Here is a 21,517-nt window from a genome sequence, read left to right as displayed (position 1 = left end):
GAGCATGGGCTCGGCTCTACATGGATGTTGCGGGCGGCCATACGCGAGCGACGGGTGACGTACCGCTCGCGACCTGTTAACTTGCGCGCCACTTTCGTGGTTTACAGCATTCCCGCATGTCGCTCTCGTCGTACCGCCCCACCCGATCACTGCTGTTCCTGGCCGTTTCCCTCGGCCTTTCCTCCACTGCCGCCGCGGCCCCGCAGGCCACCACGCTGGATGCCGTGCAGGTCACCGCTGCCGCTGATGCCAGTGCCCAGGCGCGCGAGGCACTGAAGCGCGTACCCGGCGCCGGCAACGTCATCGACGTGGCCAAGGCCCACAGCCGGCTGTCCAGCAATGCCGATGTGCTGGCCTACCAACCGGGCATCAGCGCGCAGTCGCCGGGCAACGAGGGCACCAAGATCTCGATCCGGGGCTCGGGCATCAACCGTGGCCCGGGTGCGCATGCGTCTGGTATTGCAGTTTCGATCGACGGGCTGCCGCTGACCGGACCGGGCGGCACGCCCTACGAGCTGCTGGAACCGCTGTGGCTGTCACGCGTGGAAGTGCTGCGCGGCGCCAATGGTTTCGAGCGCGGCGCGCTGGCGCTGGGCGGTGTCATCGACTACGTCAGCCGCAGCGGCCGCGATTCGGCCGGCGTGCAGCTGCACTACGAAGCCGGTAGCCGTGGCTACCAGAAGCACGGCATCAGCTGGGGCGGCGTCAATGGCGATGTCGATTACTTCCTGGCCTACGCCGATACCGAGTTCGATGGCTATCAGCGCCATGCGCGCGGCGACGGCAAGGGCGCGATGGCCAACATCGGCTGGCAGATCACCCCCGATCTGCAGACGCGTTTCTTCGTGCGCTACCGCGAAACCAATCATGAAACGCCCGGCCGCCTGACCCGCGATCAGATCCGCAACGATCCGCACGCCGCGAATGCGTCCAACCTGGCCATTGATGCGCGCCGCCCGCAGCCGGGCAGCACCTGGGTGGGCAATGTCACCACGCTGCAGATCGATGAGGACTCCTCATTGCAGGCCGGGCTGGTCTATCACACGTACCCGATGGACTTGAACGAGAGCCTGTACCGGCAGCAGCTGGACTACGCCAACCTCAACGCCACGTTGGACTACCGCCGCCGCCACCAGCTGTTCGGCCTGGACAGCGAAACCACGGTCGGTCTGCGCGTCACCCACGATCTGGACGCCGACGTGCGCGAGTCGCTGCGCTTTGCCAGCAACGGCTATGCCGCCGGTACGCGCACGCGTGACTTCCGCCACCACGGCACCGACAGTACGCTGCACGTCGGCAATACCCTCACCTTCAACGACCGCCTGCGCATGCAGACCGGGCTGGCACTGATCAACACCCGTCGCGATGTGCAGGTGACCTGGCCGAGCAGCGGCGGCCGCCTGCGCGACCACGACTGGGACTACGCGCCGCGACTGGGCTTCACCTGGCAGCACAGCGCGCAGACGCAGTGGTTCGGCAACCTCAGCCGTTCGTTGGAGGCGCCGCACCCGTGGTCGATGATCTGGGGCTCGAACCAGTACTTCGGGCCGGGCAATGGCCCGTCTACCGGCCGCCAGCGCGCGCCGGTGCCGATGCAGAACCAGACCGCCACCACGCTGGAACTGGGCGCGCGCGGTGACGCGGCGCTGGGTCGCTGGGAACTGACCGGCTACTACGCCCACGTGAACCATGAATTGTTGAGCGTGGAGCTGCAGCCGGTACCGAACCTGTTCATCGCAGAGAACAACGCCAGCCCCACCGTGCACCGTGGCATCGAAGCCGGATTGGACAGCACACTGTGGCAGGCCGCGCCGGGGCGCCTGTCGTTGCGCCAGGCGTACACCTTCAGTGATTTCCGTTACCGCCAGGATGCGCGCTTCGGCAGCAACCGCCTGCCGGGCCTGCCGCGCCACAGCTACCAGGCCGAGCTGCGCTTCGATCATGTCTCCGGCCTGTACGCCGCGCTGAACAACGAATACGCCTCGCGCATCGCGGTGGACTACGCCAACAGCTACTGGGCCGACAGCCACGTGATCTTCGGCAGCCGCATCGGCTACGAGGCACCCGGTGGTCGCTGGCAGGCCTGGGCGGAGATGCGCAACATCGGCAACCGCCACTACGCCGCCACGGTCACGCCGGGCTACGACGACGCCGGCAAGGATGTCGCGCGCTCGACGCCAGGCGAAGGCCGTGGCGTCTATGCGGGCGTGCGCTGGCGCTTTGACTGATGGCCGCAGGCGGCGCCGGGTCTGACCCGGCGCCGTCGTTCCAGGGTCAGCCGATACGCCAGGCCGGCAGGCGTTCGCTGCGCTTCCAGATGGAAGGCGCGAAACCAATCAACACCAGCGCCGCCAGCCACTTCGGTGAGGTAGTGAGCAGTGTCGAGGTAAGCGAACCATCGCCGGGGGGGGCCATTTCCTGCCACGGGTTGTAGCCCAGGTAGACGACGCTACCAGCCCACCACAACAACGCCAGGCCGATGCCCACCAGCAACAGAGCCAGCGTGCGGCAGGTCCAGCGCTGCGACGTGGTGCCCCATTCCCGCGACGCCGCGATCAGCAGGCCCACAACCAGCAGCGACACCAGTGCCACCAGGCCGATATCGACTTTGTGCCCGATACGCTCATAACTGCAGGCGCGGCATTGCGCCTCTTCCGCGGCAGTGGCGGCTTCGGCGCCATCGGCCTGCCCGGCTGCGGGCTGCGCCAGCGCTGCAAACGGCATCAGTACTGCCAGCAGCGTCACCATGATCCAACGAAACAACGTCCTGTTCCTGCGTGCAGCGACATCCATGCGCTTGTCCTTGTCAGGGTTGGTTGAAGCCGGGCCAAGTTCCGGGCCTCGGCGCGGATCATAGCGCAGTGCTGGCCGGCAACGAAAACCCCGGACTGAGCCATGCGCGCGAGCTGCTACAGCCGCCGGAACCTGGGCCGGACTGACTTCGCCCGGTGCCAGCGCCGTGCGAGCCATGCCCCGCTGCGGCGATCGATTGGCCGGTCAGCGCGCGGGCGCCGAAACGCCTGGCTGTATCACGCCGGCCGCGCCTTGGTCACCGCTTCGATGCGATGGCCCGCAGGGTCGACCACGAACGCCGCATAGTAGGAGTCACCGTAATCGGGGCGCAGTCCGGGCGCACCGTTGTCAGTGCCACCGTTGGCCATGGCTGCTGCGTGGAACGCATCCACGGCCGCTGCGGACACCGCAGCGAACGCCACGTGGAAACCGGGGCCCGGCGCTGCTGCGTCATCACGCAGCTTCAGGCACAACGCGTCCTCATCTTCGACCAACCCGTAGCCGATCGCGGTCTCGTCCTCGAAAACCCGGCGAAACCCCAGTGTGGCGAGTGCGGCATCGTAAAAGCGGCCTGCGGCGTCGAGGTCACGGACGCCGAGGGAAAGGTGGTGCAACATGCAGACATCCTTGCCGGGCACGCAGTCGTGCGTTCAGGCCGATTCTAGCGTGCAGGTGGCGCGACTGCCTTCAACAGCTGCGCGGCCACCTGGTCGAACGGGGCGATGTCCTGCAGTGCGCGGCACATCGCCACCGCACCTTCCACACTGGCAATCACCAGATTGGCCAGCCCACCCGCGGCGACCGGATCGTGGCCGTCGGCGATGAACGCTGCGGCCAGATGGGCCTGCCAACGTGCGAACACTTCAGCAGCTGCTGCACGGGGCTGGCTCGGCACTGCCTCCACCGGCTCCTCCACGGCAGCGGCCAGTACCGGGCAGCCCGCCCGGAACCCGGAGCGCAGCAGGCGCTCGCGCCACATTGCCAGGAACTGCTGCAGGCCCTGCACCGCCCCGCCCTTCAGCAGCTCCACCAGCAGCGCTTCCACCTTGTCGCCAGCCATGTGGGTGGCACGCGCCAGCAGCTCCTGCTTGCCGCCGGGAAAATGGTGGTAGGTGGAGCCCAGCGGCGCCTCGGCCAGCTTGGTCACCTCACGAATGCTGGTGGCATTGAGGCCTACCCGCGCCAGCATCTGTGCTGCGGCATCAATCACCCGTTGCGGGGCATCAGAGGGTCGTGGGCTCACGGCGATCGCCTTGCTAAGACAGTCGTCATAGATTAGCGTACCGGCCGTTCTATAACAGTCGTCATAGCCATGAATCTCTGGTTCCGCCTGCTCCATCTGCTGCTTTGCAGCCTGTTCCGGCCGAAGCTGGAGGCCCCGTTCGGGGTCTCGCGCCTGCAGTTCCGTGTGCTGCCCAACGACCTGGACAGCAACCTGCACATGACCAACGGCCGCTACTGGAACATCTTCGATCTGGGCCGGCTGGACCTGATCCTGCGCATGGGCCTGGGCCGGGTGGCGCTGCGCGAGAAGTGGGCGCCGATCGTCGGTGCCGGCACCATCCAGTTCCGCCGCGAACTCAAGCCGTTCCAGCGCTTCACCCTGGAAACGCGCCTGGTGGGCTGGGTCGGCTCGCGCGGCATCATGGAGCAGCGCGTGCTGATCGGGCCCGAGCAGAAGATCGCCACCCGTGCGCTGCTGGTCACCGGCATCTACGACCGTCGCGCGCGCCAGTTCCTGGGCATGCCGAAGATGATGGAAGCGATCGGCGTGGTCACCCCACCGTCGCCGTCGCTCAGTGCAGCCGCCGAGGCGTTGCTGGCGGCCGATGCCGCGTTGAAGCTGGACGATGCCTGAGGCACGTCACCCTACCTTCGGCATGTTCTTGGTCACGCAATGGATGCCACCTCCGCCGCCGGCGATCGCATCGATATCCACCTGTTCGATCACGCGGCCGGGATACAAGTCCTCCAGCAGTTCACGGCAGTAGCCATCGGCTGCGTCGTCACCGAACTGCGGCGCGACCACCGCGCCGTTGATCGGCAGGTAGTTGATATAGCCCGTCGCCAGATCGTCGTTGTCGCGGGTATGCACGTTGTCGCGCCCGTCCAGCGGCGGCGGCAGCGTATGCACCTGCAGGCGACGGCCATCGGCATCGGTGGCCTCGCGCAGGATCTGTAGATGTTCGCGGGTCAGGTCGTAGTCGTAGGACTCCGGATCATTGTCCAGGTTGGCAATCACTACACCCGGGCGCACGAAGCGCGCATAGAAATCCACATGCGCGTCGGTGATGTCCTCGCCGGCGATGCCGGGCAGCCAGATCACCTTGCGCAGGCCCAGGTGATGCTTCAGCTCGGCCTCGATCTCCGCGCGCGACCAGTCCGGATTACGGATGCGGTTCACCCAGCAGCTTTCGGTGAGGATGGCGGTGCCATGGCCATCGACTTCGATGCCACCGCCCTCGCCCACCAGATCGCTTTCCAGCAGCGTCGCGCCGGTCACCTGTGCCAGCCAGGGCGCCACCGCGCCATCGTTGCGTGCGCTCTGCTTGCCTCCCCAACCGTTGAAGTTGAAGTCGACCAGCCCCAGCCCGCCCCTGTCGTTGGTGACGAAGCAACCGCCGTAATCGCGCACCCATATGTCATCCAGCGGCACCTCGAGGAACTCGATGTTGTCGCGGCCGCAGCGGTCCTGCGCCTGCTTCAGCTGCTCCGGGCGGCACAGCACGCTGACCGACTGGTGGCGGGCGATGGTACGGGCCAGCCGCGCCACGGCGGTGTTCACCGCATCGGCCTGCGCGCCCCAGACCCGCGGTTGCGCGGCAAAGGCCAGAAAGACACGTTCCTGCGGCCCGTGCTCGTCCGGCATGCGCCAGGGGCCCGCAGCTGGCTCCGCTGCGGATACGCGAGCCGGCAGCCCCGCCAGACCGAGGGCGGCCAGGCCGCCAAGACCGGCGGCGCCCGCCAGCTGGGTGAGGAAGTGACGACGGCTGCTCATGACGGGCTCCAGGGCCGGTGTGGAATGGAAGCTATGCTGCGCTTGCCCATCCATAAGAACAAACGATAGATTCAGCCATCAATTGAACAGTTTTACTTACCTGAAATGCTCAAGCATTGGCCACCGCTGAACGCGTTGCGTGGTTTCGAGGCCGCCGCCCGCCTGGGTAGTTTCCACAGGGCCGCCGAGGAACTGCATCTGACCCAGTCGGCCATCAGCCAGCAGATCCGGGGCCTGGAAGCCTCGCTGCAGCAGCCGTTGTTCTTCCGGCAGGGCCGCAGCGTCACCCTCACCGACGCCGGCATCGACCTGCTGGAAACCACCCAGTCCCTGCTGCGGCAGCTGGCCAGTGGCATCCGCCGGCTCGATCAGTACCGCAAGCCGAATCAACTGATCGTCAACACCAGCCCGGCCTTTGCGCGCCATTGGCTGGTGCCACGCCTGGCCGGATTCCATCGCCTGCATCCCGGTGCCGACCTGTGGCTGCTGACCAGCGAGGACGCGCCGGACATGACCACGCAGACGCTGGACGTAGCGGTACGCGATGACCTCGACTCACAGGCGCAGTGCCAGCACCGCGTGCTGCTGCAGGACCGCCTCTATCCGGCCTGCCATCCGGCCCTGCTCGCCACACCGGTGAACGAACGACTGACCCTGCATGGCGAGCGCGAAATGGATTGGAGCCAATGGCAGGTGCAGGGCGGCGCCGATGTCGGCCAGCGCCGCGAGGGCATGAATTTCTCCGAACCCGGGCAGCTGCTGGATGCCGCCTGCCAAGGGCTGGGCATCGCGCTGGTCAGCGAGCTGCTGGCGTCACGCGCCTGCGAGCAGGGCCTGCTGCAGCCGCTGGAAGAGGCACGCGTGCGTGGTCCGCGCTGGAGCTGGCTGGTGCACCAGGACAGCGCGGCCGATCCGCTGGTGATCAGTTTCTGCGAGTGGCTGCTGGCGAGTCTGCCCGCGGGAGCTACTTCTGCTGCAGCGCGCGCTTGACCGCCGCTTCGGCCAACGGCGCCATCACTGCATAGCCCTTCGCCGTGGGATGCACGCCGTCCTCGGCCAGCTGCGGATCGAGGCCACCAGCCGCATTGGCCATCGGCGTGTAGTAGTCCAGATAGACCAGCTGCTTCGCCTCGGCATAGCGCTTCAACGCCGTATTCAATGCGCGCACCTTCGGCGCAGGCGTGGTGCCCGGCATCCACGGGTACTCGCTCACCGGCAGCACGGAGGCCAGCACCACGGCGATGCCATGTGCACGGGCCAGCTCCATCATCGCGTGCAGGTTGTCTTCGATCATCGCCTGCGTGGACGGGCCGGTGTTGCCGGCGATGTCGTTGGTGCCGGCCAGGATCACCACCACCTGTGGCTTCAGTGCCAGCACGTCCTGCGGGAAACGCACCAGCATCTGCGCCGTGGTCTGGCCACTGATGCCGCGGTTGAGCCAGCCCTTGCCGGGGAAGAAACCGGCACTGCCTTCCCTGCCCCAGCCCTCGGTGATGGAGTCACCGAAGAACACTACGCGTGGCTGGCCCGGCACTGCCGCAGGCAGTCGCGCGTTCGCGTCACGATAGCGTTGCAGCTGCGGCCAATCGGCCAGGCGCTGCTGCATGAAACGAACTTCGTCGGGGCGCAGCTGGTCGATCGGCGTCTGCAGCAGCGGATTGACTGCGACGGCTTCTGCAGCGCCCAGGGGAGAAGCCAACGCGAGGCCCAGCGTCACGACGGTGGCAGCGGCAAGCTCAACAGATCCACGCATGCGGGTACTCCTGAAATCATCTTCCGCAGTCTAACGCCCCGCCCTGTGCTCAGCGTGCAGCCGTACGCGCCGCCACACCCGTGACTTTCGCCGGCATCCACATGCCCGGCGTCCAGCCGCTGGCAGCGAGGATCGCCTTCGGATTGTCCTGCTGGATCAGCGCACGCACCGCATCACGCTTGTCCTTGGCCTGCAGGTAATAGGCCTTGGCGATGCGGTAGCCCACCCAGTACCCGAGGTCGTAAGGCTCCTGCGAGCCCGGCTTGTAGTTGTACAGCCATGGCGACAGATCGGTGCTGTCCAGATCCAGCGCGAACGCGCTTTCGATATGCACTTCCCGGCCACGGGTCCAGGCCGCGTGGCGCCCGTTGCCGACGTTGCCGGAAATCAGTTCGGCGATGAACTCGGCGATGCCCTCCCCCAGCGAAACACGCAGCACCGTCGCATGCGGGTCGCCCGGCTCGAAGTCGGTCAGGCCCGTCTGCTGGATGTGCACGTACTCGTGCGCAATCACGTGCACGAAGCGGTCCTGCACATTGGGATTCATGAAATCGGCTGCGCACAGCGCTTCCAGGCCGATGATCACCCCGCTTTTCGAGGTCAGCCCGACCGGACGGCCACGGCCCACCGCGATGGTCACCGGCGGAAACGCAGCCTGCGGGTAGATCGCCTGCAGGTTGGAAAACACCTGCGTCAGGCGTTGTTTCACCGCTGGCAGTTCGGCCAGGCAGCTTCGTCCCTGCGCATACAGTTCCGGCTGGTTGGCGATGGACTCGGCAATGCGCTCGGGGGTGACCCGGCGCGCCTTCGCCAGTTCGGCCAGCCCCGCCGAACCCTCGGCCATGTATCCACGCAACTGCGCAACGCTGGGTTTGCCACCTGCGTTGTCGTACAGCGCGTAGAAGCGACTGACATCGTCAGTGACAATCTGAGGCCCGGCCGGTACCGCCGCCGTGGCCATGCCAACTGCCCCGGCACAGGCCAGGGCCAACAGGCCGCGCAGGATCATGGACATCGCTCCGTCCTTGGTGGAGTGCAGGCGAAGCGCGCAATCTATCACCCCGGCCCGGCCGCCGCAGCAAGCAGATGCGGGCACTCCGGCGCTGTGCCAGACTCGATTCGGCACCTGCCACGGAAGATGGAGCACCCCGCGATGATGATCGTTCCCGCGTACTGGGCTGAAGCCCGCCTGCAGGCCCGCTTCCGTGGCCGGCCGGTGGTGGTGCGCCGCTTCGGCTGGTCCGACGAAGGCCCTGCAGAGGCGCAGGTGCACGCCGACCGCCGCGCCAACGAAGCCCTCAATGCCATCCTCGCCGGGCAGGCGCTGCCGCGCCGCGAAGTGCGCAGCAACTACGGCGTGGAGGGCGTGCCGATCCGCGAGCAGATCGTGCAGCGCGACGGCGACGTCATCATCACCCGCAACAGCTATGGCGCACTGTGCCTCAACAGCCCGGACGTGCTGTTCGCCGACATCGACCATGCGCAGCCGCCAGCCGGCTGCGTGATGCCGGCCATTGTTGCGGCGGTCGTGCTGCTTGCCGGCGCCGTCACTGGCACGCTGCTGTGGCACTGGCTGGTGGGGCTGGTGCTGGGCGTGGCGGCGGTAGTTCTGGTCAATGCCGCATTGCTGTTGCGCCGCAGGCAGCGTCTGGCCGCCGCCGGGGGTGCCGAAGGGCTTGCGCTGCGGCGCGTGGAAGTCTTCAGCGAACAACACCCCGACTGGCATCTGCGCGCTTACCGCACGCCTGCGGGACTGCGCGTGCTGGCGATGCATGCCACCTTCTCGCCCGAGGACGAGCAGCTGCAGGCGTTCTTCAAGGCACTGGGCACCGACACCTTGTACGCGCGCATGTGCCGACTGCAGCACTGCTTCCGTGCGCGGCTGACACCGAAGCCGTGGCGCGTCGGCCTGCGTTATCGCATCCGCCCGCCGGTGGCCGCGTGGTCCGCCGAACAGGCCAACAACCCGGATCGTCTGGCCTGGATTGCGGAGTACGAAAAGAAGAGCGCCGGCTTCGCGGCCTGCGCTTATCTACGCAGTTTCGGCGATACCACCCGGGTGCATGCCAAGGCAGAACATGTGCGCGACCTGCATGACCGGCTGTCGCGCGCGCAGGACCGCCTACCGCTGGCGTGAGGGCGGGTACTCAGTCAGCGCTCCGCACGAACGGCTGCCCTGCCAGGGTAGTGCCCAGCCGCACCGCGATCTGTTGACCGTCCTTTTCGAAGATCGTCGCACATTGCCTTCCATCCTTCTGGCATCCGACTTCCGGAAAGCCGTCCAGCGACTCCGGCGCGCCCTGCGCAGGTTTTGCCCGCCAGCCTGCGGCATCCAGCAGGCGCTTGGCCTTGGCGTAAGGCATGCCGGCGATGATCCCCAGCTGCGCCAATTCGGTGGGCAATGGCTGCGCACCTGCAGTTGAGACCAGGACCAAGGACAACGTTGCAGCAAGAAGGATGGCTTTCATTGCACCGACCTGGAACGAGCTATCAGGTTCAGCCTAGACCATTTGCGCGGCGTGCGAATGTGCCGGTAACACGTCGTTACCGAGTCTCCACAGTTGATTGCATAGCACCTGCAACTGTTTACAGGCCAACGGATAGCCGAGCGTGGGCTCGGCTCTACAGCAGGATGCAGGAAGGCCGCCCGAAGGCGACCTTCTGCAAAGCGGTCGAGCAGGCTCGACGCTACTTGGCGTTCTTCACGTAGGTGTCGAACCAGTTCAGCATTTCCGCCACCAGCTGCTCGTTCGATTCCAATGCGGTGTACCAGTGCGGTTCGTTCGGCAGCATCACCAGGCGGGTGGTGCCGCCGTTGCCGCGGATCGCCTGGTAGAGCTTGCGCGACTGGAACGGCTCGGTGCCCGGGTTGGCGTCGTCCTCGCCGTGGACCAGCAGCAGCGGCAGCTTGATCTTGTCGGCATAGAAGAACGGCGAGGCCTTCAGGTACACGTCCTGCGCCTGCCAGACCGAGCGGCGTTCGTTCTGGAAGCCGAACGGGGTGAAGGTCTTGTTGTACGAACCGCTGGTCGCCACACCGGCCTTGAACAGCTTGGTGTGCGCAATCAGGTTGGCGGTCATCAGGCCGCCATGGCTGTGACCGGTCACGCCGATGCGGTTGCGGTCGACCACGCCCATGTCCACGGCCTTGTCCACCGCCGCCTTGGCGTCGGCTTCCAGCTGCTCCAGGTAGGTGTCGTAGGCGTTCTTCGGGTCACCCACGATCGGGAACGAGGCGTTGTCGATGATCGCGTAGCCGGCCAGCAGCATCAGGCGGTACGGCTGCAGGCGGGTGAAGGTCTGCTGCGAACCGGATACCTGGCCGGCCTGCGCGGCGTTGGCGAAGTCGGCCGGGTACGCATACAGGATCGCCGGCACGCGCTGGCCCTCCTTGTAGCCCGGCGGCGTGTACAGGGTGAACGACAGGTCCACGCCGTCGGCGCGCTTGTAGGTCACCAGCTGCTTCTTGATCTGGCGCACTTCCGGGGTCGGGTCGACCAGCTTGGTCAGCGCGGTCGTGGTGGACGCGAACTGCGCCTCGCCGGCCTTCGCGTCGGCCACCGCCTCACCCTGCTGCCGAATGAAGGCATTCGGCGGATCGATCACCGACTGGTGCCAGGTCAGGTAGCGCCCCGGCGTGTTGCTGAAACCGAGGAACTGTTCGTAGGCATCGGCGCTGCTGCGGAACAGGCGCTCGCTCTTCAGCGTGCCGAGGTCGAGGCGGTCGAGGAACGGACGGTCGCCCTGCGGCGAGGCACCACGGCCGCTGAGGAACACATGGTTGCCCTCACGGCGCACGACCTGCGCACCATTCGGCAGGCGGGTGAAGACCAGGTTGCCGGGGTTGCCGTACAGCTCATCGCTGGACATGTCCCACAGCAGGCGGCCTTCCTTCTTCGGCTGGTCCACATCGACGATGCGGGTCTGCATCCAGTGGCGGTTCTCGTCGTTCTCGAACTGGAACGCCACGGCCGGATCGGCGGTCCATGCGAAGCCTTCGAAGCGCTGTGCGGTGCGGGTGATCTCGACCGGCTTGCCGTTGAACGGCGCCTTCAGCATCAGCACGCGATCGCGATGCGGCACGTTGACCTTCCAGTCGCCCTTGTCCAGCGCTTCGGCATAGACCAGGGTGGCCGGATCGGTGGCACGCCAGTCGAAACCGCGCGGACCTTCCGGTACGCCGTGCACCGGCACGCGGTCGGCCAGCGGCAGGCTGGCGATCGGCGTGGACTTGCCGCTGGCGATGTCCAGCACGGCCACGTCGTTGGCGAAGCGCTGGTAGGTCACCGCATGCGAATACGGTGCCTTGATCGATTCGGTCAGCACGTGCACGCCATCGGGCGCGGCGCTGACTTCATTGAACAGCGCCGGTTGCCCGACCGGGCGCACGCGGTTGGCGACGGTATCGACCACGGCCAGCTGCGAAGTACCGTAATAGGCGAACAGCTTCTCGTCATGGACGCTGGTCAGCGTGTCGCGGGCTTCGTAGGTGCTGCTTTCGCCGCTGCTGCCCAGCGACTCCTGCGCGTCCGGACCGGTCGGCACGCCGCCATTGGACGGCGCCGGGCCCTGATTGGCCGGCACCAGCTTCACCAGCAGGTTCTGGCTGCCGCCCAGCCACTGCACGGTGTAGCCGAAGATCGGGTTCAGCTGCACGTTCGGCACCTGCTTCACCTGGCCGGTGGCCGCATCGCCCACCCACAGCTGCACGCTGGTATCGACCGCATTCTGGAAGGCGAAGTGGCTGCCATCGGCCGACCACAGCGCGCCGGTGGCGCAGCCCTGCGGCAGGTTGACCTTGGTCTCCTTGCCGCTGCCGATATCGACCAGGGTGAAGTCGGCCACGCAGGCCGGAATGCCGTAGCCACCGGGGGTGTCATGGCGGCTGCGGTTCTTCGGTTCCAGGCGCACGCCGGCCAGCTTCAGATACGGCTGGGCGACACGGCTGATCGAAGGGTAGGTCTGCGCAGTGGTCAGCAGCAGGCGCTGCCCCCCCGGGGCCACGTTCGGCGCTGGCGGCGGCGGCGCCTTCAGCACCTTGAGCAGGTGTTCCGGTGGCTTGGCGTAGTCGGCAAGCGCCGGGCCAGCGGCCAGCAGGCCGGCGGTGGCGACGGCAACGGCCGCCGCCAGAGAGGTTCGACGGATCAGCATCCTTATCCCCTGGAGTGTGAATGGGTACCCGGAATCGGGCATGGACCCGAATCTAGCACCGCAGGGGTTGTCGTGAATGGGCCGGAAGGGCTAGTGGCCGGATGGGGCAAAGTGCAGCTCCGGGAGGTGCCGGGGAACTGCCGGCACCTGCCAGGCATGGCTTGGCACTACTGCTGCGCGTGCAGGTCCCAGGTGGCCAGGTAGTCGGGGTCGACCACGATCATGCCACTGGTGTGCATGCGGTACTCCCCGGGCTCGGCTGGCTGGTACTGGTCCAGCATCGGCGGCAGGTAGCGCTCGTGGCCATCATTCTCGTCGGCCAGCACCACGCCCTCGTCGGCGCTGATGCGCAGCACCGTGCCGGCATACTGCTCCAGCCCCTTTACCTGGCCGTCGCCGCCATAGCGGGTCACACCTACCAGTACGACCTTGCCGATCATTTCCTCGACCTTGGCGTCGTCCAAGGGCGGCAGCATGGGAGTGAATTCGTCGCTCATCGGTGCACCTCCGTAGCCTGCAGGACATCGTGGATGAGGTTTCCGCTTCGCAGTGCGCGTCGCTGGCAGTCGAGCAGGTGCCCGGCCTGAAGCCTCTACATCGAGAGTGCCAGTACGCCCATGAACCCAAGGGTTCCTGGAGCACGATGCTGCCATCGCAGGCGGAAGGGACAGGTGAAGGCCGAACTCGGTCCTCGCCGATCAGGGGGTTGCACCCGCACCACGCTAGAATGCGCCCATGCGCACCGTACATGCCCTCCGCTACATCACTCCCTTGCGGGAAGGTGGCTCCCTGCCGGCCGTGGTCGAGACCGACGACGACGGCATGGCCGTGCTGAAGTTCCGTGGCGCAGGCCAGGGCCCGAAGGCGCTGATCGCCGAGCTGATCGCCGGCGAAATGGCGCGCACGCTGGGCCTGCCGATTCCGGAAATCCTGTTCGTGGAGCTGGACCGCGAGTTCGCCCGCACCGAACCGGACCCGGAAATCCAGGAGCTGATCCGTGCCAGCGAGGGCCTGAACCTGGGCCTGGACTACCTGCCCGGTGCGATCAACTACGACCCGGCGGCGATGCCGGTGGATGCCGATCTGGCCTCGCGCATCGTCTGGTTCGATGCGCTCACCAGCAATGTCGATCGCACCACGCGCAATCCGAACCTGATGGTGTGGCATCGAAAGCTGTACCTGATCGATCACGGTGCGGCCATGTACTTCCATCACGACTGGGCCAACGCCGGCGATGCCTGCGAAAAGCCGTTCGTGCTGATCCGCGACCACGTGCTGCTGTCGTTCGCCAGCCGCATCGCCGAGGTGGATGCCGAACTGGCCGCGCGCCTGACCGATGCCGAGATCGAGCGCATCGTCGGCCTGGTGCCGGACAGCTGGCTGGTCAACGAGCCGGCATTCGACAGTCCGCAGGCCTATCGCCAAGGCTACATCGACTATCTCAAGCATCGCCTGAAAGTGCGTGCGGTGTTCGTGCAGGAGGCCATCCGTGCCCACGCTGCACACGTATGACTACGCGGTCATCCGCGTGGTACCGCGGGTGGAACGCGAGGAATTCATCAACGTCGGGGTGATCGTCTCCTGTCCTGGCGCGCGTCATCTGGAGGCGGCCATCGACATCGATCCTGCGCGCCTGCGCGCCTTCGCGCCGGCGCTGGACCAGGAGGCGCTGCAGCCGTGGCTGGATGCGATCGTGGCCATCTGCCGCGGCGACGCCAGCGCCGGCCCCATCGCGCAGCTGCCCGCGCGTGCGCGCTTCCATTTCCTCACCGCCAAACGCAGTTCGGTCGTGCAGATGTCGAGCACGCATGTGGGCCGCACTGCGGACCCGGCGGGCATGGTGGAACACTTGATGACGAAGATGGTGCGGGTACCGCGCTGATGCGCCCGTCTCTCACTTCCTGGCGCGCGCCCGGTACCAGGCAATGAGTGCACAGGCTACCGCAGCGGAAATCAACACCCACCCGGCTGCTGCCTGTCCATGCAGGTAGCCTTGTGCATACGCAGCACTGGTACCTTCGCTGGCCATCGCCGGGACACCCCTGAGTATCACGTGCACCCCGCGCAGCAGGAGCACCATGCTGGCGACCAGACACACCACGGGAAGGAATCGGCTCATGGCCCGATTCTGGTCCGCCAACTGCCCCAGCGTCAACATCGCTGCAGCACAGTCGCTCGGGGCTACAACGGCACTCTTCGCGCGATGTAGTTGACCACGTTGCTGATCGCATCCGGATCGACATTGGCCAGGCCAACGATCACATAGCCCTGTGCGGGCATCACCACGATGGCACTGTTCGATCCGGGCGCACCGCCTTCGTGGCCGTACTGGTGCTCCCTGCCCTTGCCCTGCACCACGAAGCCGAATCCATACCAGCCCTTGTGGTTCTGCGCCGTGGTGGCCTGCTGCAGCAATGCAGGTGAGACCAGCTTTCCACTGCGCAATGCCTCGGCGAACTTCACCATGTCGCCCACCGCGCTGTAGCCACCACCGGCTGACATGCCGCGCCAGGGCAGCGACTTCGTTTCACGGACCCATTGCCCGTCCTTCTTCGTGTAGGCGACGGCACGCTGCGGGACGTTCACTGTTTCCGGTTCGAAGCCGGTGCCCATCATGCCCGCCGGGCGCAGGATGTGTTGCTCCACATAGGCGTAGTACGACTGCCCGGAGACGACCTCGATGATCCGCCCAAGCACGATGAAGCCATAGTTCGAGTAGCTGTCCTGGCTGCCTGGCGTGAATTGCGGCGCATCCTTGGCAAAGCGCCGCACGTAGTCATCCAGCGTCTTCAACGACGCGGAATACTGTTCGAAATCGTCGCCGAAGAAGTCGCCCAGGCCACTGGTGTGTGACAGCAGCTGGCGAACGGTTACGCTGTTGGCAACGGCCTTGTTCGGATAGTCCGGCAGGCAACTGCCGATCGTGTCATCGAGACTGAGCTTGCCGTCCTGCACCAGCTGCAGGACGGCCACTGCGGTGAACATCTTGTTGGAGGACGCAAGGCGGAACTGTGTATCCACGTCCACTGGAATGCCAGCGGTGCGATCGGCATCGCCACCGCGCCAGTCCAGCAGCACCTTGCCATTCTGCGCCACCTGCAATGCACCCGACAGCGCGTCCTGCGCCCGCAGCGCCTCCAGCCTTGCCGCGGCATCAGCCATCAGCGCAGGCAATGCAACCCGTGCCGGCTTGTATTTGTCCGGCGTTTCAGTGCCCTCGATCTGGAACTGCTTCACGTGCGACGGGTTGGCCGGGTCCATGACCGCCGTCACCCACATCGCACGTTCGCTCAGCTGGCCCATCACCAGCAGCTTCGCCTGGTCGGGCGCGCGCTCGAGTGTTTCCAGAACGCTCAGCGGGCCCGTGCTCTCGCGGAACTCGAGATAGTCCTTGGGCGTGCTGCCCTCCTGCTTGGCATATCTGTCGGCGAATGCCTGCAACCCCTCGAGGCTGCCCGCATTGAAGGCGGCAAGCCAGTCATCGATGGCATCCCGCGCGCGTGGATGTTCGCGCTCGGAAGATGCTGCGCCAACTGCCGGAAATGCCGAGGCGGTCACCAGGACCAAACAGGCCAGCGCATTGCAGAGAAACAGGCGTCCAACAGCCCTCATGGCAATTCCTTTGCGGGTATCCCTGGGCGCATCCTAGACGATGGATCGGCCCGCCGCATCCACGCTAGGGACGCTGCCGCACCACCTCGACGGTGACGTTGAATGCCTCGATGCTATGCCATTGGCCCCGTTCGTACGGCAGCGATTCCACCCCCATGCCGATCTGATACCTCACCGCATCCGGACCTTCGCGCCAGTAGTAGGGTGCGCCGTTGCTCCAGCCACAACAGACGTAGCGCAATGCAGGCAGGCCGAATGCCGTGTGCAGATAGGCTTCGACCTGCGCCGCTTGCGCGCCTGAAACACGATAGTGGGCCTCCATCGGCTTGATGTAGGACACGTCATCCTGGCTGCAGCTTACATACTGCAGTTCCGGAGGCTTCCGGCCCATTGCCTGCAGGAAATCCTGGCATTCAGTATCAGGTCGCGCCAGGCCATCCGCGCGCCCTTGCACCTCCCACTCGGCCAACGCCTGCGCAGGCGTCTGCTGCGCAAGCACGCTGGCGCTGGAAAATGACGCCAGCAGCAGGACGCGGGCGGCATGCTGCGGCAACGGGAGAGACATCACGGGGCGAGTCCTTCGCATGGGAGCACAGGAATGCTGATCGATGCCACGCTATCGCCTTGCCATCGTCTGCTCTGTGAAACGCGCCACGCAGAAGTCCAGGAAGCTGCGCAGCTTGGGCGTCAGCTGGCGGTCGCGCGGATACACCAGGTTGATCCACGTCGATACCGGCACGTGGTCCGGCAGCACTTCCACCAGTTCACCACGCGCCAGCGCAGCGGCAAGCATTTCGTAGGGCTGCAGGATCAATCCCAGCCCACCCACGGCCGCTGTCAGCAGCGGCTCGGCCTGGTTGACCATGAAGCGACTGGACACCGGCACGGTCAGCACGCTGCCATCGGCATCGCGGAAACTCCAGCGTGTGCGGATGATCGAATGCGCGAAGCCCAGGCACTCGTGGCGGCTCAGGTCATTGGGATGGGTGATGGCCGGGCGCGAAGCCAGGTAGTCCGGCGAGGCACATAGGACGAGCGGATACGGCCCCAGCCGTCGCGCCACCAGCCCGCTGTCGGCCAGGTCACCGGTACGGAACACCAGGTCGTAGCCGTCCTCGACGATGTCCACCAAGCTGTTGGACAGATTCAGATCGACCTGCACATCCGGGTACTGCTGCATGTAAGCCACCACCGCCGGGCCCAGTGCGTGCACGCCGAAGGTGACCGGCGCGCTGATGCGCAGGCGCCCCATCGGCCGTCCACGCGCCACTTCCGCCAATTGCTCGGCGCCCTCCACTTCCTCCAGGATCACCCGCGCCCGCGCAAGGTAGGCCTGGCCGAAGTCGGTCAGGCTCTGCTTGCGCGTGGTGCGGTTGAGCAGGCGCATGCCCAGGTGCTGCTCCAGCGCCTGGATATGCTTGCCGACCAGCTGCGGCGACAGGTCCAGTGCCTCGGCAGCGGCGGCGAAGGAGCCGACCTCGGCCACCTTGGCGAAGGTCCGCAGGGGAGCGATCAGGTCCATTGCAAACAATTGTTCTTCAATGAAAAACCAGATTACCCCTTATTCTGGATGCAGACTACGCGCACAGTAGCCGTGACCCTTTCGCCGGCGCCCTCGTCGGCCCTTCCTCGGAGCCCCCATGAGCCAGATTGTCCGCATCCACGAATATGGCAGTGCCGATGTGCTGCGCATCGACGATATCGACGTTCACGCCCCCGCCCCTGACGAAGTCCAGATCCGGGTGAAGGCAATCGGCCTGAACCGCGCCGAGGTGATGTTCCGCAACGGCGCCTATCTGCAGGAAGCGCAGTTCCCCAGCCGGCTGGGCTATGAGGCCGCTGGCGTGATCGAAGCGGTCGGCAGTGCGGTGAGCGGCTTCACTGCTGGCGATGCGGTCAGCGTGATACCGCCACTGGACATCGCGCGCTGGGGCACCTATGGCGAGCTGGCCAACGTGCCGGCACGACTGGTGGTCAAGCACCCACAGGCGTTGGACTTTGAAACGGCGGCCGCGGTGTGGATGCAGTACGTCACCGCCTGGGGCGCGCTGCTGGAACAGGCTCATCTGGCCGCCGGGGATTTCGTCATCATTACCGCCGCCAGCAGCAGCGTCGGCCTGGCCGCCATCCAGATCGCCAATGCAGTAGGCGCCACGCCGATCGCGGTCACCCGTGGCCCGGGCAAGCGCCAAGCCCTGCTCGATGCCGGTGCCGCCCACGTCATCGCCACCCAGGAGCAGGATCTGGTGACCGAAGTGGCGCGCATCACCGGCGGTGCCGGTGCCCGTGTGGTGTTCGATCCGATCGGTGGCCCGCAGTTCGTGCCGCTCACCGAAGCGATGGCCCGTGCCGGCATCCTGCTGGAGTACGGCGCGCTGAGCAGCGAACCCACGCCGTTCCCGCTGTTCAACGTGCTGGGCAAGTCGCTGACGCTGAAGGGCTATCTGTACTCGGAAATCGTTTCTGACGATGCCGCACTGGCCCGCGCCAAGGCGTTCATCGTCGATGGCCTGGACAAGGGCACGCTGGCGCCAAAGATTGCCAAGGTGTTCCCGTTTGCGCAGATCCAGGAGGCACACCGTTACCTGGAATCGAACGAGCAGATCGGCAAGGTGGTGGTGACGGTGTGATCCAGCGTCATGCAATGGGGGTGGATCATCGCCCCCATTGCGGTTACCTGGGCAACGCAAACGCCATCACATAATCGCCGTTTGGGGTTTCCATGAAATGGTGGCCACCGGCCATGATCACTACGTACTGGCGCCCGCCCTGCTCGTACACCATCGGGTTGGCCTGGCCGCCCGCGGGCAGCTTGGCATGCCACAGTTCCTTGCCGGTCTTCAGGTCGATGGCACGCAGCAGGTCATCGGTGGCAGCGGCGATGAAGATCAGGCCGCTGGCGGTGATCACCGAACCACCATTGTTCGGCGTGCCGATCTCGATCGGCAGGCCGGAACGGATGCCGAACGGTCCGTTGCCGCGCGCACTGCCGAATGGACGGTCCCACAGCAGCTTGCCGGTACGCAGGTCGATGGCACGGATACCGCCATAGGGCGGCTGCTTGCACAGCAGGCCGGTGAACGGCAGCCGCCAACCAGCGTTGACCTGGATGCCATACGGCGTGCCCACCTGCGGGTCGCCCGCGCCTTCTGCACCGCCCTTGTCGAACCGGATCTTCTCGCGTGGCAGCCAGCCCAGCCGGTCGGCCTCGGCGCGTGGCACCAGCCGGTTGTAGTTGGGCATGTCGTTGTAGTTGGCGACGATCACGCCGCGGCGCGTATCGATGGACACGCTGCCCCAGTCCGAGCCGCCGTTGTAGCCAGGGTACTCGATGGAATGGCGCTCGCTGCTCGGCGGCGTGTAGAAGCCTTCGTAGTACGCCTTGCGGAACTGGATGCGGCAGACCAGCTGGTCGATCGGGGTGATGCCCCACATGTCGCGCTCGGTCAGGTCATGTTCGCGGCGCAGCGTGTGGTACAGCGAAAACAGCTGGGTGGGTGAACGCTGCTCGGGTTCGACGCCGCCGACCGGCACCTTGCGCTCTTCGGCGGCGGTCAGCAGCTGGCCGTTGCGGCGATCGAGGATATAGAGGTCGCCCTGCTTGGTCGGCAACAGGATCGCCGGCACCTTGCCCGCCGCCGTCGGGTAGTCGATCAGGCTGGCCTGCGAACCCAGGTCGTAGTCCCACACATCCTTGCGCACCGCCTGGAAATGCCAGACCGGCTTGCCGGTGGCCACGTCGATCGCCACCAGCGAGGTTGCATAGCGGTTCTGGCTCTCCGTGCGCGAGCCACTCCAATAGTCTCCCGCAGAATTGCCCAGCGGCAGGTAGACCAGCCCCAGTGCTTCATCACCGGTGGCGGTGGTCCACATGTTGGGTGTGCCGCGCGTATAGGTCTGCTCGCGCGGCGGCAAGCCGCTGCGCTCGGGCTGGTCCATGTCCCATGCCCAGCGCAGCTTGCCGGTGATGGCATCGTAGGCCTGGATCACGCCCGAGGGCGCATCGCGGCGCTGTCCGTCGAGCACCTGATGACCGGTCACGATCACGCCGCGCACGATGGCCGGCGGCGAGGTGATCGACACATAGCCCGGCGGCACTTCGCCCATGCCCAGGGTGATGTCGACCTGGCCGTTGTTGCCGAAATTCGCGCACGGGCGGCCACTGTCCGCATCCACCGCGATGATGCGCCCATCCAGCGTGCCTTCGATGATGCGCGCCCAGCATGCCGGACGACTGCCCGGTGCAACACTGCGGGTGATGCTGGGCGGCGGTTCCGGCAGCGCCAGATCAGCGGCGACATCGGCCAATGCCGCATCAGCAACGGTCGGCGTGCTGGGCTGCTCGTAATAGCTCACACCGCGACAGGCAGCGGTATAGGGAATCGAAGCATCCTTCACCCTTGGATCGAACCGCCACAGCTCCTTGCCGCTGGCGGCGTCGAGTGCGATCAGGCGGTTGCGCGCGGTGCACAGGTACAGGCGACCGCCAATCTTCAGCGGCGTGGTTTCCGCGCCCCAGCGCTTCCTCGGCATATCGCCGGTACGGAACTGCCAGGCCGGCTGCAGCGTGGCCACATTGGCCGGGGTGATCTGCTGCAGCGGCGAATAGCGGGTGGCCGCATTGCTGCGGCCCCACGCCGGCCAGTCGCCCTCGGCGGGCTGGTCAGCCGGCTGCAGGCCCGTGGTATCGCGCGTAGGTTCCAGTCCGGCGCTGACCGCGCCTTCCGGGAACGGCAGGTGCCCGTCCACTTCACCATGCGGCGCAAAGGCCAGGCCGAAGGCAGCTACGAACACCAGCATCAGCACGCCCGCCACGCTGCGCGACAGGCGCTTGGACACCGGTTCGCGCAGGGTCGGTGCGAGCAGCGCCACCACGATGCCCAGGGCCGTAATGAGGCCCAGGCGCGGCACCCAACGCCAGTAGTCGCTGCCCGACTCCCACCAGGTCCACAGCAGTGTGCCGATGAACACCAGCGCGTACAGCAGCGCGCCGCTGCGACGGTTGCCGAACAGCAGGAGGCCGCTGGCCAGCAGGCCGAGCCCGGCGATGGCGTAGTACGCCGAGCCGCCAAGGCTGAGCAGCCATGCGCCGAGCCCGCCGATGACCAGGCCGAGCACGACCAGCAACAGCGACAGCACGGTCACCAGCGGATGGCGCGGGGTTCGGACAGGAGCAGGATCGGACGGCGGCGTGACGGACATCGTCGATC

21 protein-coding genes are annotated in these 21,517 nt (G+C 66.3%); 7 read left to right on the top strand and 14 right to left on the bottom strand.

Annotated features, from left to right (window positions below):
• Positions 1–116: 116 nt before the first annotated feature.
• Positions 117–2,228, top strand: coding sequence for a TonB-dependent receptor domain-containing protein (locus AC5QAH_RS02410; protein WP_049455449.1), 2,112 nt, complete (start codon positions 117–119; stop codon positions 2,226–2,228).
• 46 nt (positions 2,229–2,274) lie between these two features.
• Here AC5QAH_RS02410 and AC5QAH_RS02405 read toward each other — a convergent pair whose 3' ends face one another.
• The 3 genes from AC5QAH_RS02405 to AC5QAH_RS02395 form a co-directional block, all read right to left on the bottom strand.
• On the bottom strand, positions 2,275–2,763 hold the full coding sequence (locus tag AC5QAH_RS02405) for a hypothetical protein (RefSeq protein ID WP_239682790.1): 489 nt from the start codon (positions 2,761–2,763) through the stop codon (positions 2,275–2,277).
• A 266-nt stretch (positions 2,764–3,029) separates the two neighbouring features.
• Entirely contained in the window at positions 3,030–3,410 is a 381-nt protein-coding gene (locus AC5QAH_RS02400) for a VOC family protein (RefSeq protein ID WP_049455451.1), read from the bottom strand.
• A gap of 44 nt (positions 3,411–3,454) precedes the next feature.
• A complete protein-coding gene (locus AC5QAH_RS02395) occupies positions 3,455–4,036 on the bottom strand; it encodes a TetR/AcrR family transcriptional regulator (protein WP_049455452.1) in 582 nt (193 codons plus the stop codon).
• A gap of 69 nt (positions 4,037–4,105) precedes the next feature.
• On the opposite strand from AC5QAH_RS02395, the gene AC5QAH_RS02390 reads away from it, so the two are divergent.
• Positions 4,106–4,651, top strand: coding sequence for a thioesterase family protein (locus AC5QAH_RS02390; RefSeq protein ID WP_049455453.1), 546 nt, complete (start codon positions 4,106–4,108; stop codon positions 4,649–4,651).
• A gap of 6 nt (positions 4,652–4,657) precedes the next feature.
• Here AC5QAH_RS02390 and AC5QAH_RS02385 read toward each other — a convergent pair whose 3' ends face one another.
• The gene (locus AC5QAH_RS02385) at positions 4,658–5,791 is read right to left on the bottom strand and encodes an agmatine deiminase family protein (protein WP_191863306.1); all 1,134 of its coding nucleotides are present in this window, start codon (positions 5,789–5,791) and stop codon (positions 4,658–4,660) included.
• 105 nt (positions 5,792–5,896) lie between these two features.
• Between AC5QAH_RS02385 and AC5QAH_RS02380 the strand changes: the two genes are divergently transcribed.
• On the top strand, positions 5,897–6,781 hold the full coding sequence (locus AC5QAH_RS02380; RefSeq protein ID WP_495232055.1) for a LysR family transcriptional regulator: 885 nt from the start codon (positions 5,897–5,899) through the stop codon (positions 6,779–6,781).
• Here AC5QAH_RS02380 and AC5QAH_RS02375 read toward each other — a convergent pair.
• Positions 6,756–7,544 (bottom strand): SGNH/GDSL hydrolase family protein, encoded by a 789-nt coding sequence (locus AC5QAH_RS02375; RefSeq protein WP_495232054.1) that lies wholly within the window; start codon positions 7,542–7,544, stop codon positions 6,756–6,758. The two genes, AC5QAH_RS02380 and AC5QAH_RS02375, sit on opposite strands and share 26 nt — an antisense overlap.
• A 49-nt stretch (positions 7,545–7,593) precedes the next feature.
• On the bottom strand, positions 7,594–8,559 hold the full coding sequence (locus AC5QAH_RS02370; protein WP_049482504.1) for a DUF2268 domain-containing putative Zn-dependent protease: 966 nt from the start codon (positions 8,557–8,559) through the stop codon (positions 7,594–7,596).
• A 138-nt stretch (positions 8,560–8,697) separates the two neighbouring features.
• Here AC5QAH_RS02370 and AC5QAH_RS02365 point away from each other — a divergent pair, with 138 nt between their 5' ends.
• A complete protein-coding gene (locus tag AC5QAH_RS02365) occupies positions 8,698–9,681 on the top strand; it encodes a hypothetical protein (RefSeq protein ID WP_010480506.1) in 984 nt (327 codons plus the stop codon).
• Between the two features lie 10 nt (positions 9,682–9,691).
• Here AC5QAH_RS02365 and AC5QAH_RS02360 read toward each other — a convergent pair whose 3' ends face one another.
• From AC5QAH_RS02360 to AC5QAH_RS02350, 3 genes are all read right to left on the bottom strand, one after another.
• On the bottom strand, positions 9,692–10,012 hold the full coding sequence (locus AC5QAH_RS02360; protein WP_495232053.1) for a hypothetical protein: 321 nt from the start codon (positions 10,010–10,012) through the stop codon (positions 9,692–9,694).
• A 220-nt stretch (positions 10,013–10,232) separates the two neighbouring features.
• Positions 10,233–12,695 (bottom strand): S9 family peptidase, encoded by a 2,463-nt coding sequence (locus AC5QAH_RS02355; RefSeq protein ID WP_019337303.1) that lies wholly within the window; start codon positions 12,693–12,695, stop codon positions 10,233–10,235.
• A gap of 167 nt (positions 12,696–12,862) precedes the next feature.
• The gene (locus AC5QAH_RS02350; RefSeq protein WP_010480503.1) at positions 12,863–13,192 is read right to left on the bottom strand and encodes a hypothetical protein; all 330 of its coding nucleotides are present in this window, start codon (positions 13,190–13,192) and stop codon (positions 12,863–12,865) included.
• A gap of 238 nt (positions 13,193–13,430) precedes the next feature.
• On the opposite strand from AC5QAH_RS02350, the gene AC5QAH_RS02345 reads away from it, so the two are divergent.
• Together AC5QAH_RS02345 and AC5QAH_RS02340 are read left to right on the top strand one after the other, a co-directional pair.
• Complete coding sequence (locus tag AC5QAH_RS02345; protein ID WP_043398508.1) at positions 13,431–14,207, top strand: HipA family kinase; 777 nt, start codon at positions 13,431–13,433, stop codon at positions 14,205–14,207.
• Positions 14,185–14,577: a DUF3037 domain-containing protein gene (locus AC5QAH_RS02340; RefSeq protein WP_495232052.1), complete on the top strand. Its 393-nt coding sequence runs from the start codon at positions 14,185–14,187 to the stop codon at positions 14,575–14,577. The genes AC5QAH_RS02345 and AC5QAH_RS02340 overlap by 23 nt, the downstream gene beginning before the upstream one ends.
• A gap of 12 nt (positions 14,578–14,589) precedes the next feature.
• Here AC5QAH_RS02340 and AC5QAH_RS02335 read toward each other — a convergent pair whose 3' ends face one another.
• From AC5QAH_RS02335 to AC5QAH_RS02320, 4 genes are all read right to left on the bottom strand, one after another.
• Positions 14,590–14,814 (bottom strand): hypothetical protein, encoded by a 225-nt coding sequence (locus AC5QAH_RS02335; protein WP_138984362.1) that lies wholly within the window; start codon positions 14,812–14,814, stop codon positions 14,590–14,592.
• Positions 14,815–14,876: 62 nt separating this feature from the next.
• Positions 14,877–16,307, bottom strand: coding sequence for a serine hydrolase domain-containing protein (locus tag AC5QAH_RS02330; protein ID WP_143994116.1), 1,431 nt, complete (start codon positions 16,305–16,307; stop codon positions 14,877–14,879).
• A gap of 64 nt (positions 16,308–16,371) precedes the next feature.
• Positions 16,372–16,872 (bottom strand): DUF4952 domain-containing protein, encoded by a 501-nt coding sequence (locus tag AC5QAH_RS02325; protein ID WP_049455460.1) that lies wholly within the window; start codon positions 16,870–16,872, stop codon positions 16,372–16,374.
• A 51-nt stretch (positions 16,873–16,923) separates the two neighbouring features.
• Complete coding sequence (locus AC5QAH_RS02320) at positions 16,924–17,829, bottom strand: LysR family transcriptional regulator (protein WP_057503330.1); 906 nt, start codon at positions 17,827–17,829, stop codon at positions 16,924–16,926.
• Between the two features lie 118 nt (positions 17,830–17,947).
• On the opposite strand from AC5QAH_RS02320, the gene AC5QAH_RS02315 reads away from it, so the two are divergent.
• On the top strand, positions 17,948–18,937 hold the full coding sequence (locus AC5QAH_RS02315; protein ID WP_143994118.1) for a zinc-dependent alcohol dehydrogenase family protein: 990 nt from the start codon (positions 17,948–17,950) through the stop codon (positions 18,935–18,937).
• Between the two features lie 43 nt (positions 18,938–18,980).
• Here the strand turns inward: AC5QAH_RS02315 and AC5QAH_RS02310 are convergent, their stop codons facing one another.
• Entirely contained in the window at positions 18,981–21,509 is a 2,529-nt protein-coding gene (locus tag AC5QAH_RS02310) for a membrane-bound PQQ-dependent dehydrogenase, glucose/quinate/shikimate family (RefSeq protein WP_197598168.1), read from the bottom strand.
• Positions 21,510–21,517 lie beyond the last annotated feature (8 nt).

The sequence above is a fragment of the Stenotrophomonas sp. YJH_SMC_43 genome (assembly GCF_059372535.1).
This window is presented reverse-complemented; position numbering and strand designations above follow the sequence as displayed.

What these genes read in the sequence shown, in the direction of transcription:
- AC5QAH_RS02410 (WP_049455449.1), top strand. Translation starts at nt 117, where the DNA reads ATGTCGCTCTCGTCGTACCGCCCCACCCGATCACTGCTGTTCCTGGCC.
- AC5QAH_RS02400 (WP_049455451.1), bottom strand. Translation starts at nt 3,410, where the DNA reads ATGTTGCACCACCTTTCCCTCGGCGTCCGTGACCTCGACGCCGCAGGC.
- AC5QAH_RS02390 (WP_049455453.1), top strand. Translation starts at nt 4,106, where the DNA reads ATGAATCTCTGGTTCCGCCTGCTCCATCTGCTGCTTTGCAGCCTGTTC.
- AC5QAH_RS02385 (WP_191863306.1), bottom strand. Translation starts at nt 5,791, where the DNA reads ATGAGCAGCCGTCGTCACTTCCTCACCCAGCTGGCGGGCGCCGCCGGT.
- AC5QAH_RS02380 (WP_495232055.1), top strand. Translation starts at nt 5,897, where the DNA reads ATGCTCAAGCATTGGCCACCGCTGAACGCGTTGCGTGGTTTCGAGGCC.
- AC5QAH_RS02375 (WP_495232054.1), bottom strand. Translation starts at nt 7,544, where the DNA reads ATGCGTGGATCTGTTGAGCTTGCCGCTGCCACCGTCGTGACGCTGGGC.
- AC5QAH_RS02370 (WP_049482504.1), bottom strand. Translation starts at nt 8,559, where the DNA reads ATGTCCATGATCCTGCGCGGCCTGTTGGCCCTGGCCTGTGCCGGGGCA.
- AC5QAH_RS02365 (WP_010480506.1), top strand. Translation starts at nt 8,698, where the DNA reads ATGATGATCGTTCCCGCGTACTGGGCTGAAGCCCGCCTGCAGGCCCGC.
- AC5QAH_RS02360 (WP_495232053.1), bottom strand. Translation starts at nt 10,012, where the DNA reads ATGAAAGCCATCCTTCTTGCTGCAACGTTGTCCTTGGTCCTGGTCTCA.
- AC5QAH_RS02355 (WP_019337303.1), bottom strand. Translation starts at nt 12,695, where the DNA reads ATGCTGATCCGTCGAACCTCTCTGGCGGCGGCCGTTGCCGTCGCCACC.
- AC5QAH_RS02350 (WP_010480503.1), bottom strand. Translation starts at nt 13,192, where the DNA reads ATGAGCGACGAATTCACTCCCATGCTGCCGCCCTTGGACGACGCCAAG.
- AC5QAH_RS02345 (WP_043398508.1), top strand. Translation starts at nt 13,431, where the DNA reads ATGCGCACCGTACATGCCCTCCGCTACATCACTCCCTTGCGGGAAGGT.
- AC5QAH_RS02335 (WP_138984362.1), bottom strand. Translation starts at nt 14,814, where the DNA reads ATGAGCCGATTCCTTCCCGTGGTGTGTCTGGTCGCCAGCATGGTGCTC.
- AC5QAH_RS02330 (WP_143994116.1), bottom strand. Translation starts at nt 16,307, where the DNA reads ATGAGGGCTGTTGGACGCCTGTTTCTCTGCAATGCGCTGGCCTGTTTG.
- AC5QAH_RS02325 (WP_049455460.1), bottom strand. Translation starts at nt 16,872, where the DNA reads ATGTCTCTCCCGTTGCCGCAGCATGCCGCCCGCGTCCTGCTGCTGGCG.
- AC5QAH_RS02320 (WP_057503330.1), bottom strand. Translation starts at nt 17,829, where the DNA reads ATGGACCTGATCGCTCCCCTGCGGACCTTCGCCAAGGTGGCCGAGGTC.
- AC5QAH_RS02315 (WP_143994118.1), top strand. Translation starts at nt 17,948, where the DNA reads ATGAGCCAGATTGTCCGCATCCACGAATATGGCAGTGCCGATGTGCTG.
- AC5QAH_RS02310 (WP_197598168.1), bottom strand. Translation starts at nt 21,509, where the DNA reads ATGTCCGTCACGCCGCCGTCCGATCCTGCTCCTGTCCGAACCCCGCGC.